General features: G+C 63.2%; 12 protein-coding genes. 7 read left to right on the top strand and 5 right to left on the bottom strand.

What is annotated here, in order from left to right; all coding sequences use genetic code 11:
• Positions 1-369: 369 nt before the first annotated feature.
• The 3 genes from fumC (at position 370) to X727_RS138675 (ending at position 2,991) form a co-directional block, all read left to right on the top strand.
• The gene (gene fumC, locus X727_RS138665; RefSeq protein ID WP_023697720.1) at positions 370-1,767 is read left to right on the top strand and encodes a class II fumarate hydratase; all 1,398 of its coding nucleotides are present in this window, start codon (positions 370-372) and stop codon (positions 1,765-1,767) included.
• 255 nt (positions 1,768-2,022) lie between these two features.
• Complete coding sequence (locus X727_RS138670) at positions 2,023-2,445, top strand: DoxX family protein (protein ID WP_023697721.1); 423 nt, start codon at positions 2,023-2,025, stop codon at positions 2,443-2,445.
• A gap of 138 nt (positions 2,446-2,583) precedes the next feature.
• Positions 2,584-2,991 carry a DoxX family protein gene (locus X727_RS138675; protein WP_023734272.1) on the top strand — a complete coding sequence of 136 codons (408 nt, stop codon included), beginning with the start codon at positions 2,584-2,586 and terminating at the stop codon, positions 2,989-2,991.
• A gap of 256 nt (positions 2,992-3,247) precedes the next feature.
• Here the strand turns inward: X727_RS138675 and ppx are convergent, their stop codons facing one another.
• Together ppx and X727_RS138685 are read right to left on the bottom strand one after the other, a co-directional pair.
• Entirely contained in the window at positions 3,248-4,780 is a 1,533-nt protein-coding gene (gene ppx / locus X727_RS138680; protein ID WP_023697723.1) for an exopolyphosphatase, read from the bottom strand.
• Positions 4,780-6,972 carry an RNA degradosome polyphosphate kinase gene (locus X727_RS138685; RefSeq protein WP_023689905.1) on the bottom strand — a complete coding sequence of 731 codons (2,193 nt, stop codon included), beginning with the start codon at positions 6,970-6,972 and terminating at the stop codon, positions 4,780-4,782. The genes ppx and X727_RS138685 overlap by 1 nt, the downstream gene beginning before the upstream one ends.
• 234 nt (positions 6,973-7,206) lie before the next feature.
• On the opposite strand from X727_RS138685, the gene X727_RS138690 reads away from it, so the two are divergent.
• Both X727_RS138690 and X727_RS138695 read left to right on the top strand, forming a co-directional pair.
• Positions 7,207-7,452 carry a zinc-finger domain-containing protein gene (locus X727_RS138690; protein ID WP_023705697.1) on the top strand — a complete coding sequence of 82 codons (246 nt, stop codon included), beginning with the start codon at positions 7,207-7,209 and terminating at the stop codon, positions 7,450-7,452.
• Between the two features lie 19 nt (positions 7,453-7,471).
• The gene (locus X727_RS138695; RefSeq protein ID WP_023743968.1) at positions 7,472-8,710 is read left to right on the top strand and encodes an FAD-dependent monooxygenase; all 1,239 of its coding nucleotides are present in this window, start codon (positions 7,472-7,474) and stop codon (positions 8,708-8,710) included.
• A gap of 209 nt (positions 8,711-8,919) precedes the next feature.
• On the opposite strand, the gene tdh is transcribed toward X727_RS138695, so the two are convergent.
• Entirely contained in the window at positions 8,920-9,954 is a 1,035-nt protein-coding gene (gene tdh / locus X727_RS138700) for an L-threonine 3-dehydrogenase (RefSeq protein WP_023745500.1), read from the bottom strand.
• A 45-nt stretch (positions 9,955-9,999) separates the two neighbouring features.
• On the bottom strand, positions 10,000-11,187 hold the full coding sequence (locus X727_RS138705; RefSeq protein WP_023835129.1) for a glycine C-acetyltransferase: 1,188 nt from the start codon (positions 11,185-11,187) through the stop codon (positions 10,000-10,002).
• Positions 11,188-11,497: 310 nt separating this feature from the next.
• On the opposite strand from X727_RS138705, the gene X727_RS138710 reads away from it, so the two are divergent.
• Positions 11,498-13,564 (top strand): EAL domain-containing protein, encoded by a 2,067-nt coding sequence (locus tag X727_RS138710; protein WP_023745498.1) that lies wholly within the window; start codon positions 11,498-11,500, stop codon positions 13,562-13,564.
• 21 nt (positions 13,565-13,585) lie between these two features.
• On the opposite strand, the gene X727_RS138715 is transcribed toward X727_RS138710, so the two are convergent.
• On the bottom strand, positions 13,586-14,020 hold the full coding sequence (locus X727_RS138715; RefSeq protein ID WP_023682928.1) for a MarR family winged helix-turn-helix transcriptional regulator: 435 nt from the start codon (positions 14,018-14,020) through the stop codon (positions 13,586-13,588).
• A 162-nt stretch (positions 14,021-14,182) separates the two neighbouring features.
• Between X727_RS138715 and X727_RS138720 the strand changes: the two genes are divergently transcribed.
• Complete coding sequence (locus tag X727_RS138720; RefSeq protein ID WP_023745497.1) at positions 14,183-14,590, top strand: hypothetical protein; 408 nt, start codon at positions 14,183-14,185, stop codon at positions 14,588-14,590.
• Positions 14,591-14,688 lie beyond the last annotated feature (98 nt).

Raw genomic sequence — 14,688 nt, 5'->3', positions numbered from 1 at the left:
TCGGGAAACTGAACAGAAGGACAAGTGCATAAGCTACCTCATCGCTGCTGTTGCCAGTGAGACGCTTGTGTGGCATCGTCGCTCGTATGTAGACGAGAATTGCGCATTGCTGATCCTGGGGGAAGTTTGCGTAGAGCAATCCGCCAGCTCGACATGATCTTATCGAGCTAAATCCGCAAGTTTCCGTCCACTTTATGGGATCAAGCCGCACTGAGGAGCAATTTCCTTCACACGAAAGTGGAGGGTGCAGGATCCCGAAGGGCGGCGCTACCGCTTCAACCGATTTACTGCCTGCCGGCCGCAATCTCTGCTTGAAGGCCATTGTGCAACGCGATACGCCGTTGCCGAATTCGATCGTCGGAGAGACAAGTGACCGCTGCCAGGACCAGAACCGAAACCGACACGTTCGGCCCCATCGAGGTTGCCGCCGACCGTTATTGGGGCGCGCAGGCGCAGCGTTCCCTCGGCAATTTCAGGATAGGCTGGGAAAAGCAGCCGGCCTCGATCGTGCGTGCGCTCGGCATCGTCAAGCGAGCGGCGGCGGAAGCCAATATGGAGTTGAAGCGGCTCGATCCGGCAGTCGGCAAGGCGATCATCGAGGCGGCGCAAGAGGTGATCGACGGCAAGCTGAACGATCATTTCCCGCTGGTCGTCTGGCAGACCGGCTCGGGCACGCAGTCCAACATGAACGCCAACGAGGTGATCTCCAACCGGGCGATCGAACTTCTGGGCGGCGTCATGGGCTCGAAGAAGCCGGTGCACCCTAACGACCACGTCAATATGAGCCAGTCGTCGAACGACACCTACCCGACAGCCATGCACATCGCGTGCGCCGAGCGCATCGTGCACGATCTGCTGCCGGCGCTGAAGCATCTGCACGCTGCGCTCGAGGTCAAGACGAAGGCCTTCGCCCACATCATCAAGATCGGCCGCACCCATACGCAGGACGCGACACCCCTCACGCTGGGCCAGGAATTTTCCGGCTACGCCGCGCAGGTGGCCTCTTCGATCAAGCGCATCGAGATGACGCTGCCCGGCCTGCAGGAACTGGCGCAGGGCGGCACCGCCGTCGGCACCGGCCTCAACGCGCCGGTGGGCTTTGCCGAAACGGTGGCGGCGCGCATCGCCGAAATCACCGGCATCGCCTTCGTCACCGCGCCGAACAAGTTCGAGGCGCTCGCCGCGCATGATTCCATGGTGTTCTCGCATGGCGCCATCAACGCGGCGGCCGCCGCCCTCTTCAAGATCGCCAACGACATCCGCTTCCTCGGCTCCGGCCCGCGCTCGGGCCTCGGCGAACTGTCGCTGCCGGAAAACGAGCCGGGTTCCTCGATCATGCCGGGCAAGGTCAACCCGACCCAATGCGAGGCTCTGACGCAGGTCTGCGTGCAGGTGTTCGGCAACAACGCCTCGCTGACCTTCGCCGGCAGCCAGGGCCATTTCGAGCTCAACGTCTACAACCCGCTGATGGCCTACAACTTCCTGCAGTCGGTGCAGTTGTTGGCCGACGCCTCGATCTCCTTCACCGACAATTGCGTCGTCGGCATCGAGGCTCGCGAAGACAACATCAAAGCCGCGCTCGACCGCTCGCTGATGCTGGTGACCGCGCTGGCGCCGACGATCGGGTACGACAATGCCGCCAAGATCGCCAAGACCGCGCACAAGAAGGGCACCACCTTGCGCGAGGAAGCACTGGCCACTGGGCTGGTCAGCGAGGCAGACTACGACCGGCTGGTGCGGCCGGAGGACATGACGCATCCGGGTTAAGCGATTCCAGGGAAAGTGCCTTGCGTTTCCTCGGGAAGCGCGCAGCCCTCTTCTTGGGGATTGCGTCAACTAGAAATCCGAATTTTGTGGCGGGACAATTTGCTCCCGCCGCTGCTGGCCGCGACAAGAATTTTGCGTCGGTCGAACGATCCCGAAATGTACGTCCTGTGAACAATGTGTCGCCGGACTGGCGGCTTTGGTGAACAGTCGGCTTGGTCTATCTGACGGGACATCAACCCTTTTCGGAGAGCCACCATGTCCATCAACACTTCCGCTGCCGGCGCCGGCATCGCGTCCAACAGCTCCACCACCATCCTGCTCGGCCGCATCCTGCTCGCCGCCATCTTCCTGCTTTCCGGCTTCGGCAAGCTCACCGCCATTTCCGGCACCGCCGGCTATTTCGGCGCCATGGGCCTGCCGGTGCCGACCGTAACGGCCATTGTCGTCGGCCTGATCGAATTGCTCGGCGGCCTTGCCGTGCTCGTTGGCTTTCAGACCCGCATCGCCGCCTGGGTGCTCGCGGTCTTCACCATCGCCTCGGCCTTTGTCGCCCATACCGGCTGGGCCGACCAGAACCAGATGATCCATTTCCTGAAGAACGTCGCCATCACCGGCGGCTTCCTGCTGCTGGCTTCCTCAGGCCCTGGCACCTACTCGATCGACGCCAAGCGCGGCTGAGCTTTCCCTTCCCAAGCCTGAAATAAGCGGCGTGGAATTTTCCACGCCGCTTTTTCGTTGTCTGCCCAAGCGCACGCTCGACCCATCCCTGCTAGGATCGGTCTCGAAACAGCCGGCGGACAGACATCGGAGATGACCATGCCCCGCGATGCATTGCTTCTGATTTCCCGGCTGCTGCTCGCCGTCCTGCTCGTTCCCTCCGGCTACCACGCGCTCGCCGACATTGCCGGGACGACCGGCTATTTCGCCGGCCTCGGCATGCCATTGCCGACGCTTGCCGCCTGGGGCACCGGGCTGTTCGAGTTGATTGCCGGTCTCTTGATACTGGTCGGCTTTCAGACGCCGGTCGTTGCGATACTTCTTGCCGCTTTCTGCATCGTTGCAGGCTCCATCGGCCACTACGGCCAGGGCGGCGATGACCCGATGCTCACCTTCCTGCACCAGCAGATGCTGATGAAGGATATTGCCATCGCCGGTGGATTCCTGGCGCTAGCCATGGCCGGCGCCGGGGCCTGGTCGATCGACGGGCGCCGCGCCGCGGTCTGATATCGTCAAATATCGTCCCGGTTGAACCATCCGTGCCAGGTCGACCCCCACTCCGTCTCGGCTTCGTCGAGCCACCTCTCCCCCGATCGACGGGGTAGAGGAAGTGCGCGAGCCTATTGCCGCCAACGCTTTCCAACGAGGCTCCCTTCCTTTCCCTCCGGAGGGGGAAGGTGGCGGTGCGAAGCAGCGACGGATTGAGGAAGCCGGTCCTCGAACGCGAGGCCGACGACGACATGGTTTTGCTGTCAGGCCGCGCCTACTTCACCGACACGCTCTGCCCACCCTCGACCGCCAGCACCAGCCGGCGGTTGGTGATCCGCGCCAGTTGCGCCAGCCGTCCGGCCGGGCGTTCGCCGTAAAGATCGGAAAGTGAGGCCGGCAGCACCAGCGCCAACGTGCCATTGCCGCGGTTTTCCCATTTCAGCCGCGGCATGACGCCGGGCATGGCCGCAGTCAGCAGATAGACGACGCGCAGCACCGCCGCCAGGATGCGGGCGCGCTCGAGATAGCGCGGCGTCGCCAGGCCGCGGATTTCCGGCGCCGCATCGTTGAACACGCCTTCGTGGCGGAACAGGCCGACCAGCGCCAGGAAGGCACGGCCGGGGTGATCGACGCCAATGAAGGACGCGTGGGCAATGATGTTGAGCGACTGCTTGCCGCGATATTCCGGGTGTGCGCGCCAGCCTATATCGGCCAGCAGACAGGCAGCGTGGCGATAGCGCGCCTCATCCTCCGTCTCGTCGATGCCGAAGGCGGCAAAGGTCTTGTCCGTCCATTCGACAAGCTCATGCGCATGGGTGACCGAGCGCGACCGCAGCCGCGCCAGTTCCTCCGAAGCGGAGACCAGCGGATCGGCCTTCTGCTCGGCAGGGTCGAGCAGCGAATAGAGAAACCCTTCGCGCACGCCCAACGCCGAGACGATGATCTTCGACGGCTGCATCGCCGCCATGATCTCCTGCAGCACGACCGCGCCATAGGGCAGCAGCGAACGGCGGTTCTTCGACACACCTTCGATGCCCTTGACCTTCTCGATCTCGCCTTTCGCCACCTGCTTCAGGAAATTGGCGGCGCTTTCGACACCGATCTCATAGTGGTGCATGACGCCAAGCGGGTAGTTGGTCATTTCCATGTGCAGCCGGGCAAGGTTTCGCCAGGTGCCGCCAACGGCGTAAAAGGGCCGTCCCAGCCCGCCCTTCAACAATTTGGCGCGCGCCAGTTCGTCGCGGGTGATCTTTGCCGCCTGGGCGAGCGAATTCCTGGCCATGTCCTGCAGCCGCAGGCCACCCAGCGGCAGCGTGATGCCGTCGCCGATCGCCTCGCCATTGATGTCGATAAGCTCCAGGCTGCCGCCGCCAAGATCGCCGGCAATGCCATTGGCGGGGTGGAAGCCCGAAATGACGCCAAGCGCCGAATAATGCGCCTCCTGCCGGCCAGTGAGCACGCGGATCTCGGTCTTGAGCACATCCTGGGCGCGGTGGATGAAGTCGGGGCCGTTGATCGCTTCGCGGGCCGCGGCCGTTGCCAGCACAAACATGTGCTCCGCACCCGCCTGGTCGGAGAGCGCGCGGAAACGGCGGAACTCCTCCATCGAGCGCGTCACCGCCTCGGGGTCGAGCTTGCCGGTCGAAACGATGCCGCGGCCGAGGCCGGCCAGCATCTTTTCGTTGAACAGCAAGGTCGGCGAGCGCGCCAACCCTTCATAGACGACAAGGCGGATCGAGTTCGAGCCGATGTCGATGATGGACAGCGGCCGGCGATCCTGCAGCCGGCCTTGGGACGTTGAAATCATCAGCCGGTGTTCTTCTTGCGACGCTTGAACTGCGCGATGCGCTTGGGCGCATGCGACTTCAGCGCGTCACCCCGTCCCGACAGGCTCGGATTGGTCATGAAATATTCCTGCGCGTTGAACGGTTCCTCACCCTCCTCCAGCACGACGCGCCGGGAGGTTCCGTCAGCCAATACGTCGAAACTTTGCTGGTTGTCCATGATGTTGCCCAGCATGATCTGGCCAAGGATCTGTTCATGCACCGTTGGATTGGTGATCGGCACCATGGTCTCGACGCGGCGGTCGAGATTGCGTGGCATCAAGTCGGCCGAGGCGATGTAGACGATCGCCTCGTCCGACGGCAGGCCATGGCCGTTGCCGAAGCAGTAGATGCGGCTGTGTTCGAGGAAGCGGCCGACGATCGACTTGACCCTGATGTTTTCCGACAGGCCGGGCACCTGCGGCCGCAGGCAGCAGATGCCGCGCACGACGAGATCGATCTCGACGCCGGCACGGCTGGCGTCATAGAGCGCGTCTATGATGTTGGGATCGACGAGCGCGTTCATCTTCATCCATATGCGCGCCGGACGGCCAGCCAGCGCGTGGGCGACCTCGTCGGCAATGTGCTTGAGGATGCGGCTGCGCAGCGTAAATGGCGAGATGGCGATCCGCATCTCATCGGTCGGCTCGGCATAGCCGGTGATGAAGTTGAACAGCTGGGCGACATCGCGCGCGATCGTCGGATCGGTGGTGAAGAAGGACAGGTCGGTGTAGATGCGCGCGGTCACCGGATGGTAGTTGCCGGTGCCGAGATGGACATAGTTGCGCAGCTTGCCGTCCTCGCGCCGCACCACAAGCGACATTTTCGCATGGGTCTTCAGTTCGAGGAAGCCGAACACGACTTGGACGCCGGCGCGTTCGAGGTCGCGCGCCCAGCGGATGTTGGCCTCCTCGTCGAAGCGCGCCTTGAGCTCGACCAGGGCGGTCACCGACTTGCCTGCCTCGGCCGCGTCGACCAAGGCGCGCACGATCGGGCTGTCGTTGGAGGTGCGGTAGAGCGTCTGCTTGATCGCCACCACCTCCGGGTCGGCCATCGCCTGGCGCAGGAACTGGACCACCACGTCGAAGGATTCATAGGGGTGGTGGACGACGATGTCCTTCTCGCGGATGGCCGCGAAACAATCGCCGCCATGCTCGCGGATGCGCTCGGGAAAGCGCGGATTGTAAGGGGTGAATTTCAGGTCGTCGCGCGGCACGGCAACGATCTCGGAAATCTGGCTGAGCGCCAACGGGCCGGTCAGAACGCTGATGCGGCTCGAAGAGACGCCAAGCTCGCCGGCGACGAACTCGCGCAATTCGCCGGGCATCGACTTGTCGAATTCGATGCGGATGACCGAACCGCGGCGGCGCCGCTTCAGCGCCGTCTCGAACAGGCGCACGAGATCTTCCGACTCTTCCTCGACCTCGATATCGCTGTCCCGGATGATGCGGAAGGTGCCGGAACCCTTGACCTCATAGCCGGGGAACAGCTTGCCGATATAGAGGCCGACAGCCTCCTCCAACGGAATGAAGCGAACGTGCTGCTTGCGGTCGGGCAGACGGATGAAGCGCTTCAGCGCCACCGGCAGGCGCAGAAGCGCGCTCATCTCCTCGCCATTCTTGCGATGGCGCAATTGCAGCGCCATCGAGAAGCCGAGATTGGGAATGAACGGAAACGGATGCGCCGGGTCGATCGACAGTGGAGTCAGGACCGGGAAGACCTGGTCCTGGAAATGGTCTTCCAGCCAGACTTTCTCATCCTTGGTCAGTGCATCGCGGGTGATGCTCTCAATGCCTTCCTTGTTGAGCAGCAGCATCAGCGCCGAAAGGCTGTTCTGCTGGTCCTCCTGCAGCCGCTCGACCTCGCGCAGCAATTGTTCCAGCTGCTGCTCCGGCGTGCGGCCGTCGGGGCTCTTGAGCGCAATGCCTTCGCGCACCTGGCCGGCAAGGCCGGCGACGCGGACCATGAAGAATTCGTCGAGATTGGCGGCTGAAATCGACAGGAAACGGACGCGTTCGAGCAGCGGATGGTGCTGGTTCTGGGATTCCTCGAGCACACGCCGGTTGAACTGCAGCCAGGAGAACTCACGGTTGACGAACCGATCGGGGTTGCCGCCCTCGGGGCTCGCCACCTCGACATTGATGAATTCGCTCTGCACCGGCTTCAGTTCGTTCATGGTTCCTGCTCTTCCCCCGCCAACCGTCCCTTGGAGCGCCGCTGGACGTGCCATGCCTCTAACACGCTTTTGTGGCGCATGACCCTTCGGCGAAAACCGTTCCGATTTCAGGGACATGCACTTAACCGGCTCAACGTATCCTCTGACAGGCTTTTGCGACAGTTTCATTTCATCGATCTTGCAAACAGGCCTGTTATGTTCCAGATGCTTTTCGACGAGATCAAGGAGACGACGATGGCAGGCGGTTCCATTCCCCATTTCCAGAACGATGCGGGCCATCCGGCAATCGACATCGGCGTCAAGGAATTCATGTGCACCGGCGCCAACCCGCCATTCGACCACCCGCATGTGTTCCTCGACATGGGCGACGACAATGAAAAGGTCTGTCCCTACTGCTCGACGCTCTACCGCTATTCGGCGAAGCTGAGGGCGACGGAAACGCTGCCGGCTGGTTGCCTTTATATCGACCAGGCCGCCTGATCCTTCCGCGACAAGCCCGATGGAAGACATCAGGTCCCGGCAGGTCATAATCGCCGGGGCCGGCATCGCCGGGCTGACCGCTGCCCTTGCCTTCGCCGGACGGGGTTATCCGGTAAAGCTTATCGAACAGGCACAGCACCTCGAAGCGGCCGGCGCCGGCATCCAGCTTTCGCCCAACGCAACACGCATTCTTGGAAAACTCGGCGTGCTCGACCGACTGCTGCCCGCAGCGTTGCGGCCGGAAGCGGTCGTGCTCAAGGACGCCGGGACGCTGCGCGAACTGGCGCGGGTACCGCTCGGGCACGCCGCCGAAGCGCGCTGGCAGTCGCCCTATCTTGTCGCCCATCGCGCAGATCTGCAGGCAGCGCTGCTGGGGCAAATGGCTGAACGGTCGCAGATTGAGCTCATCACCGGCGCCCGCGTGACCGGCATCGTCAAAGACGCGCAATATGTCGCCGTGACCGCCGAAGTGGACGGCCGCGAGATCGAGGCACGCGGCAAACTGCTGGTCGGCGCCGACGGCGTCTGGTCGGCGGTCAGGGCGCAACTCGCAGGCGAGGACTTCGTCAAAAGCCGTTTTTCGGGCGAACTCGCCTGGCGGGCTACAATCGCGGCCGACGGTGCGGCCGGAGAAGCCTTTGTCGCGATCGGCGCCGCCGACTGCGTCACCACGTTCCTGCATCCTGGCTTCCACATGGTCGCCTACCCCGTCAGCAAAGGCCGGGCCTTCAATCTCGCCGCCTTCACCAAGGGTGAGCGCATGGCCGAAGGTTGGTCGGGCCATGCCGATCCCGCGATCCTCACGGCTGCCCTGCGCGGCACCGCGCCGGGCCTGACGAAGCTTGTGGCACTGGCCGGCCCATGGACGGCCTTTCCGATCCACACCGTCGAACAGAAGCGGTGGACGAGCCCGCAGGGCATCGCGCTGATCGGCGACGCTGCGCATGCGATGACGCCGTTTGCCGCACAGGGCGCGGCAATGGCGATCGAAGATGCCATCACGCTTGCCGACGCTATCGCCGATTTCCCTGGCGATCTGCCCAGAAGTTTTCAAATCTGGGAAAATCTTCGGCGGCCGCGTGTCGCCAAGGCCGCGCGTCGTGGGGCCGTAAACCGCCTCGCCTGGCATGCTGCCGGCCCGGTGGCGATCGCCCGCAATCTGTTCCTGGCCATGCGCTCGCCCGACAAGCTCGCCGCCGACCTCGACTGGCTCTATGGATGGCGAGCGGACACTCGGCAGTCTAGATCGTCGACGTAGCGATCCTTCCCACCCCCCTCTGTCCTGCCGGACATCTCCCCCGCAAGGGGGGAGATCAGATGTCGCGAAGGCTTTCGCCAATCTCCAATGTTGCAGAGGTTGGCGAGGCGTCAAAGCTGCCAATCTCCCTCCTTGCGGGGGAGATGGCCGGCAGGCCAGAGGGGGGTGCTGTCCCGCCGGCTTCTCCAGCTAGAACGTGCCTCTGCGCCTCACCAATCCATCACCACCTTGCCCGAACTGCCGCTCCGCATCGCGTCAAACCCCGTCTGGAAATCGTCGATCCCAATGCGGTGCGTAATCAGACCCGACACATCCAGCGGCCCCTGCACCAGCGCAATCATCTTGTACCAGGTCTCGAACATCTCGCGGCCGTAGATGCCCTTGAGATGAAGCATCTTGAAGATGACCTTGTTCCAATCGATTTCGAAGCCGGTCGGCGCGATGCCGAGAATGGCGATCTTGCCGCCATTGTTCATCGTGTCGATCATGTCGCGGAAGGCGGGCGCGGCGCCCGACATTTCGAGGCCGACGTCAAAACCCTCGGTCATGCCGAGCGCCGGCATGACGTCGCGCAGCTTTTCCTTGGACGCATCGACGACATGCTGGACGCCGAGTTTTTTGGCCAGCGCCAGCCGCACCGGGATGATGTCGGTGATGACGACTTTTCGCGCACCCACGCATTGGGCAACGAGCGCGCCCATGATGCCGATCGGTCCGGCTCCGGTGACCAGCACGTCTTCGCCGACGAGATCGAAGGACAGGGCGGTGTGGACGGCATTGCCGAGCGGATCGAAGATCGCCGCGATCTCGTCGGGCACATCGTCGGGGATAGAGACGACATTGTGCTGCGGGATCGCCAGATACTCGCCGAAGGCGCCGGGACGGTTGACGCCGACGCCGAGCGTGTTGCGGCAGAGATGGCCCCTGCCCGCGCGGCAGTTACGGCAATGGCCGCAAACGATGTGGCCTTCGCCGGAGACGCGCTGGCCGACCTTGTATTCGGTGACCGCCGAGCCGAAATCGGCAACGGTGCCGACGAATTCATGGCCGGTCACCATCGGCACCGGCACGGTCTTTTGTGCCCACTGATCCCAATTGTAGATATGCACGTCGGTGCCGCAGATCGCGGTCTTCTTGACCTTGATCAGCACGTCGTTGGGGCCGATCTCCGGCACCGGCACCTCTTCCATCCAGATACCCGGCTCGGCCTTGGCCTTCACCAGCGCCTTCATCATGTTCGACATGCTTTTGTCCCTTGAATCCTTTGATCCGGAATCGCTTTTGGCGGCTCAGGAGATGACGCCCAGTTCCTTGCCGACTGCGGCGAATGCCGCCACGGCGCGGTCGATGTCGGCGGCGGAATGCGCCGCCGACATCTGCGTGCGGATGCGCGCCTGGCCTTTCGGCACCACCGGGAAGGAAAAGCCGATGACATAAATGCCGCGCTTCAGCATGCGCGCCGCCATTTCCTGCGCCAGGCTGGCATCGCCCAGCATCACCGGGATGATCGGGTGATCGGCGCCGGCCAATGTGAAGCCGAGCTTGCCCATCTCGGACCTGAACCGCGCCGCATTGGCATAGAGGCGCTCGCGTAGCGCATCGCCATTTCGGATCAGCTCGAAAACCTTGATCGAGGCGCCGGCGATCGCCGGCATCAGCGTGTTGGAGAAGAGATAAGGCCGCGAACGCTGGCGCAGCCAGTCGACGACCTGGCTTTTGCTGGAGGTGTAGCCGCCGGAGGCGCCGCCGAGCGCCTTGCCGAGCGTGCCGGTGATGATATCCACCCTGCCCTCGACGCCGCAATGCTCGGCCGAGCCGCGGCCGTTTTTGCCGACGAAGCCGACGGCATGGCTGTCGTCGACCATCACCATGGCGCCGTACTTTTCCGCGAGGTCGCAGACGCCTTTCAGATTGGCGATGATGCCGTCCATGGAGAACACGCCGTCGGTGGCGATCAGGCGGAAGCGGCAGTCTTTCGCCTCTTTCAGCCGCGCTTCGAGGTCGGCCATGTCGTTGTTGGCATAGCGGAAACGCTTGGCCTTCGACAGCCGCACGCCGTCGATGATCGAGGCATGGTTCAGCGCATCGGAGATGATCGCATCCTCCTCGCCGAGCAGCGTTTCGAACAGGCCGCCATTGGCGTCGAAGCAGGAGCCGTAGAGGATGGTGTCGTCCATGCCGAGGAATGATGAAATCGTTGATTCAAGCTGCTTGTGCTCTTCCTGCGTGCCGCAGATGAAGCGCACCGAGGCCATGCCGTAACCGTAGCGGTCCAGCGCGCCTTTGGCTGCATCGCGCAATTCTGAGCTGTCGGCGAGGCCGAGATAGTTGTTGGCGCAGAAATTCAGCACCTTGTCGCCGCCGACTTCGATCTCAGCCGACTGGGTCGAGGTGATCACCCGCTCGGATTTGTAGAGCCCGGCGGATTTCAGCCCTTGCAGTTCGTTGTCGATATGGGAGAGGAATGCCGCGCTCATGGATCAGGTCCTGTTGAGATTGGCGCGACTGTCGCGCTACGCGCACTAAAAATCCATCGCAAAAGCGACCGTTTCGGTGGCACGGCGGGCTCAACCCTGGCGCGACCCGATCGCATGGCCCGCGTGCTGGAGTAGCAGGCACGCGAATACGGCTATGCCGCGAAAGAACATGATAACCATCTCGGCAGCTTTCGTTTACTGCCGAAGCAACAGTTCCGCCGGCTTCCAGACCTGTTAACCCTTTCAAGGCAATGGTCTTCTCGCCACGAATCGGTGGCAGAATCAGTTCGACCGAGGGGTCACCTAGAATATGTCGCAGCAGCCGGCGCAAACCGTCTCGGGCAAACTCATCCTGCTGATCAAGAGCGGCTATTGGCTGGCGCTGCTGATCATCGCCGCCATGGTGATGGCCTCCTTCATCCTGCTGCAGCAGATGATGGCGGCGCAACAGCACAACCATACTCTGCTCGACATCGTCAGCACCCAGAAGGCGCTGTCGCAGCGCATCGTCTTTTTGACCAGCGCAACCGGCTCCGCCGCGCGTGACAAGCAGCCGGCCCTGGTTGCCGCGCTGAAACAGGCGACCGCCGAGTTCGAGACGAACTACGACCTGCTCCTCAAACAGACGGGAGCCGACCCGCTGTCGCCGGCATTGTCCGACCCAAGGTCGATCGAGAGCGTGCTCTACGGCAAGCCGTTCCACCTCGACTATTTCTCGGTCGGGCTGGTCGCCAATGGCGAAAGGCTGATCTCGTCCTTCGAATCCCAGCTCTCCGGCAATGCCGCCTACAAGGGCGGCGGCGAGCGCGTCAATCTCGATGCTTCCGTCGCCAATGCGACGCTGTCGGGTTATGCCGCGCTCGGCCAACGCATCGCCGCATTCGCCGACGAGCGGTCGGAAAAGCTCCTCGATCTCCACCGCACCTTGTTCTACGCCACCATCGGCGTCATCGTGCTGGTGGCGCTTTTCATCTTCCGGCCGATGTCGAAGGCGATCCTGCGCAAGACCCATGAGCTTGTCGATGCCCGCAACTCGATGGCCTTCATCGCCGTACATGACGGGCTGACCGGCCTGCACAACCGCACCTTCCTGACCGATCACTTCGAGACGCTGATCAAGGGCGCGCATCGCCGGCGTGAGAGGCTGGCGGTGATCCAGCTCGACCTCGACCGGTTCAAGCAGATCAACGACACACTCGGCCACGCCGCCGGCGACTATGTTCTGGTCGTCACCGCGCAGCGCATGCGCGATTCCTGCCGCGCGTCGGATCTGTGCGCGCGCCTTGGCGGCGACGAATTCGTGATGATCCTCAATGGCGCCGGCGGCCCCGAGGACATCAACATGCTGGCCCGGCGCATCCTGGAGGAGATCAACGAGCCGATTACCTTCCAGGGCACGACCATCCTTCCAGGGGCCAGCGCCGGCGTTGCCGTCTATCCCATCGACGCCGACAATGCCGAGGATCTGCTCGTCCACGCCGACCTCGCGCTCTATTCCGCCAAAAAGCTCGGCGGCGGCAGCTTCTCGTTCTTCTCCGAGGAACTCAGGCGCGAGCTAGACTACCGCAAGCAGCTCGAGCACGACATCAAGGTCGCGATTTCGGAGAACGCCTTCCAAGTCTATTTCCAGCCGCAGGTGTCGCTGAGCAACGGCGCCATCAGCGGCATCGAGGCGCTGGTGCGCTGGAAGCATGCCGAGCGCGGCATGATTGCGCCGGGCGAGTTCATTCCGGTCGCCGAAAAATGCGGCTTCATGCCCGAGATCGGCCGCATCGTCTTTACCAAGGCGATCGAGCAAGCAGCCGAATGGGATCGCGCCGGCATTGCCTTCGGCCGGCTCGCCGTGAACGTGTCCGGCACCGAGCTGCGCGAACCCGACTTCGACCGCTTCCTGTTCGCGACGCTGGAAAAGGCCGGCCTTGCTCCGCAGAAACTGTCGCTGGAAATCGTCGAATCCGTCATTCTCGACGACGAGAAGACGGGCATCGCGGCGAAGCTGCGCCACATCCGCGCTGCCGGCGTCCATCTTGAGCTCGACGATTTCGGCACCGGCTATGCCTCGCTCAGCCACGTCAATCCCAACGAGATCGACCGGCTGAAGATCGACCGCCGCTTCGTCCAGAACATCAACGAGAATGGCGACAACACCAAGATCGTGCGCGCCATCACCGAGCTGGCGCGCGGTCTCGGCATTTCGATCGTCGCCGAGGGCGCGGAAACCGAAGCCGAGCTCGATTCGCTGATGGCAATCGGCTGCGACCAGGTGCAGGGCTATTCCATCGCCTTCCCGATGCCGCAGGACAAAGCGCGCGAATGGCTGCTGGCGCGCAGCCCGAAGAAAGCCAAGCTGAAGGTGCTTCAGGGCAATTTAGCCTAGACTATTGCCCACCGGTGCCGGTCATTTGGCCGGCGCGACATTCGCCCGCAATGCCGCCAGCACCTCGGCGAACTCCGCCAGCCTGTCGTCCGGCAATCCCGCGCGCAGCCGCTTGTCGAAGATGAGAGCCGCCGCCCGCAGCTTCAGGAACATCGTTTCGCCCGCCTGCGTCAGCTCGACCAGATGAACCCGGCGGTTGTCCGGATCGCGGCGGCGCGTCAGCAAGCCTTGCGCCTCCATGGCGTTGAGATGGTGGGTGAGCGTGGCGCCCTGGATGCCGATCATGCCGGCAAGTTCGCGCTGGTTGGCAAGCTCGCTCGACTTGACCGAAAGCAAGGTCAGCCACACCGGCAGCGTGCCGCCGGCCTCGACCAAAGCGGCGTCAAAGGCCTGCGCCACCAGCTTGGAGGTGCGCGCGAGATTCATGCCGATTGGCGGACGGTCAAAGGGAGTCATGCGCCGACAGTAGAACAAGGCGCCGAGCGATGGAACGCGGCATTATACATTGACATCGAACCATTTGATACCTAACTATCATGCGTGTCGATCTACCGAGTTCGTATTATCCCGCATTCGACAGGGATCCGAGGACGGGCGGCGGGCAAGGAGGAAGCGGTCATGCAATATGTCTACATCGTCGTTATCGGCCTTCACGTCATGGCCGGTGTGTTCTGGGCCGGCACCACCATCACGCTTGCCCGCGACCCCGAGATCAGGGCGGAGCGCTTTATTGGACCGCAAATGGGCTCGGCCGGTATGGTGTTCGTGACCGGCGCCCTGCTCTGGTATTTCTTCCACGGCGCCTATTTCGGCTCGATGGAAATGGTGCTGGCGCTGGGCATCCTGGCCGCCTTCGCCGCTGCCGGCGTTCTCAGCGTCGTCGTCCGCAAGACCAGCCGGCAGCTTGCCGGCGCGGACGCCGCAACGGAAGCGGCGCTGCGCACCAAAATGGCCCGCGGCGAGCGCATCGCCGCCTGGCTTCTGGTACTCACCGTACTTTGCATGGCGACGGCCAGGATGATTTGAGCCCTGCCGCGCGTTGCCTCCCGGTTGAAAAGCATTCCGCATGGTGCGTCGCCTGGCTCTCGGCTGGTGGCGTACGCGGCGCGCAGTTCGGACGGATG

The organism is Mesorhizobium sp. L103C105A0 (genome assembly GCF_000502215.1).
Lineage (GTDB): Bacteria > Pseudomonadota > Alphaproteobacteria > Rhizobiales > Rhizobiaceae > Mesorhizobium.
Note: the sequence above shows the minus strand (reverse complement) of the source record. Positions and strands in the feature narration are given on the sequence as shown.

Coding starts and splice junctions, on each gene's coding strand:
- X727_RS138670 (WP_023697721.1), top strand. CDS start 2,023: ATGTCCATCAACACTTCCGCTGCCGGCGCCGGCATCGCGTCCAACAGC.
- X727_RS138675 (WP_023734272.1), top strand. CDS start 2,584: ATGCCCCGCGATGCATTGCTTCTGATTTCCCGGCTGCTGCTCGCCGTC.
- ppx (WP_023697723.1), bottom strand. CDS start 4,780: ATGATTTCAACGTCCCAAGGCCGGCTGCAGGATCGCCGGCCGCTGTCC.
- X727_RS138685 (WP_023689905.1), bottom strand. CDS start 6,972: ATGAACGAACTGAAGCCGGTGCAGAGCGAATTCATCAATGTCGAGGTG.
- X727_RS138690 (WP_023705697.1), top strand. CDS start 7,207: ATGGCAGGCGGTTCCATTCCCCATTTCCAGAACGATGCGGGCCATCCG.
- X727_RS138695 (WP_023743968.1), top strand. CDS start 7,472: ATGGAAGACATCAGGTCCCGGCAGGTCATAATCGCCGGGGCCGGCATC.
- tdh (WP_023745500.1), bottom strand. CDS start 9,954: ATGTCGAACATGATGAAGGCGCTGGTGAAGGCCAAGGCCGAGCCGGGT.
- X727_RS138705 (WP_023835129.1), bottom strand. CDS start 11,187: ATGAGCGCGGCATTCCTCTCCCATATCGACAACGAACTGCAAGGGCTG.
- X727_RS138710 (WP_023745498.1), top strand. CDS start 11,498: ATGTCGCAGCAGCCGGCGCAAACCGTCTCGGGCAAACTCATCCTGCTG.
- X727_RS138715 (WP_023682928.1), bottom strand. CDS start 14,020: ATGACTCCCTTTGACCGTCCGCCAATCGGCATGAATCTCGCGCGCACC.
- X727_RS138720 (WP_023745497.1), top strand. CDS start 14,183: ATGCAATATGTCTACATCGTCGTTATCGGCCTTCACGTCATGGCCGGT.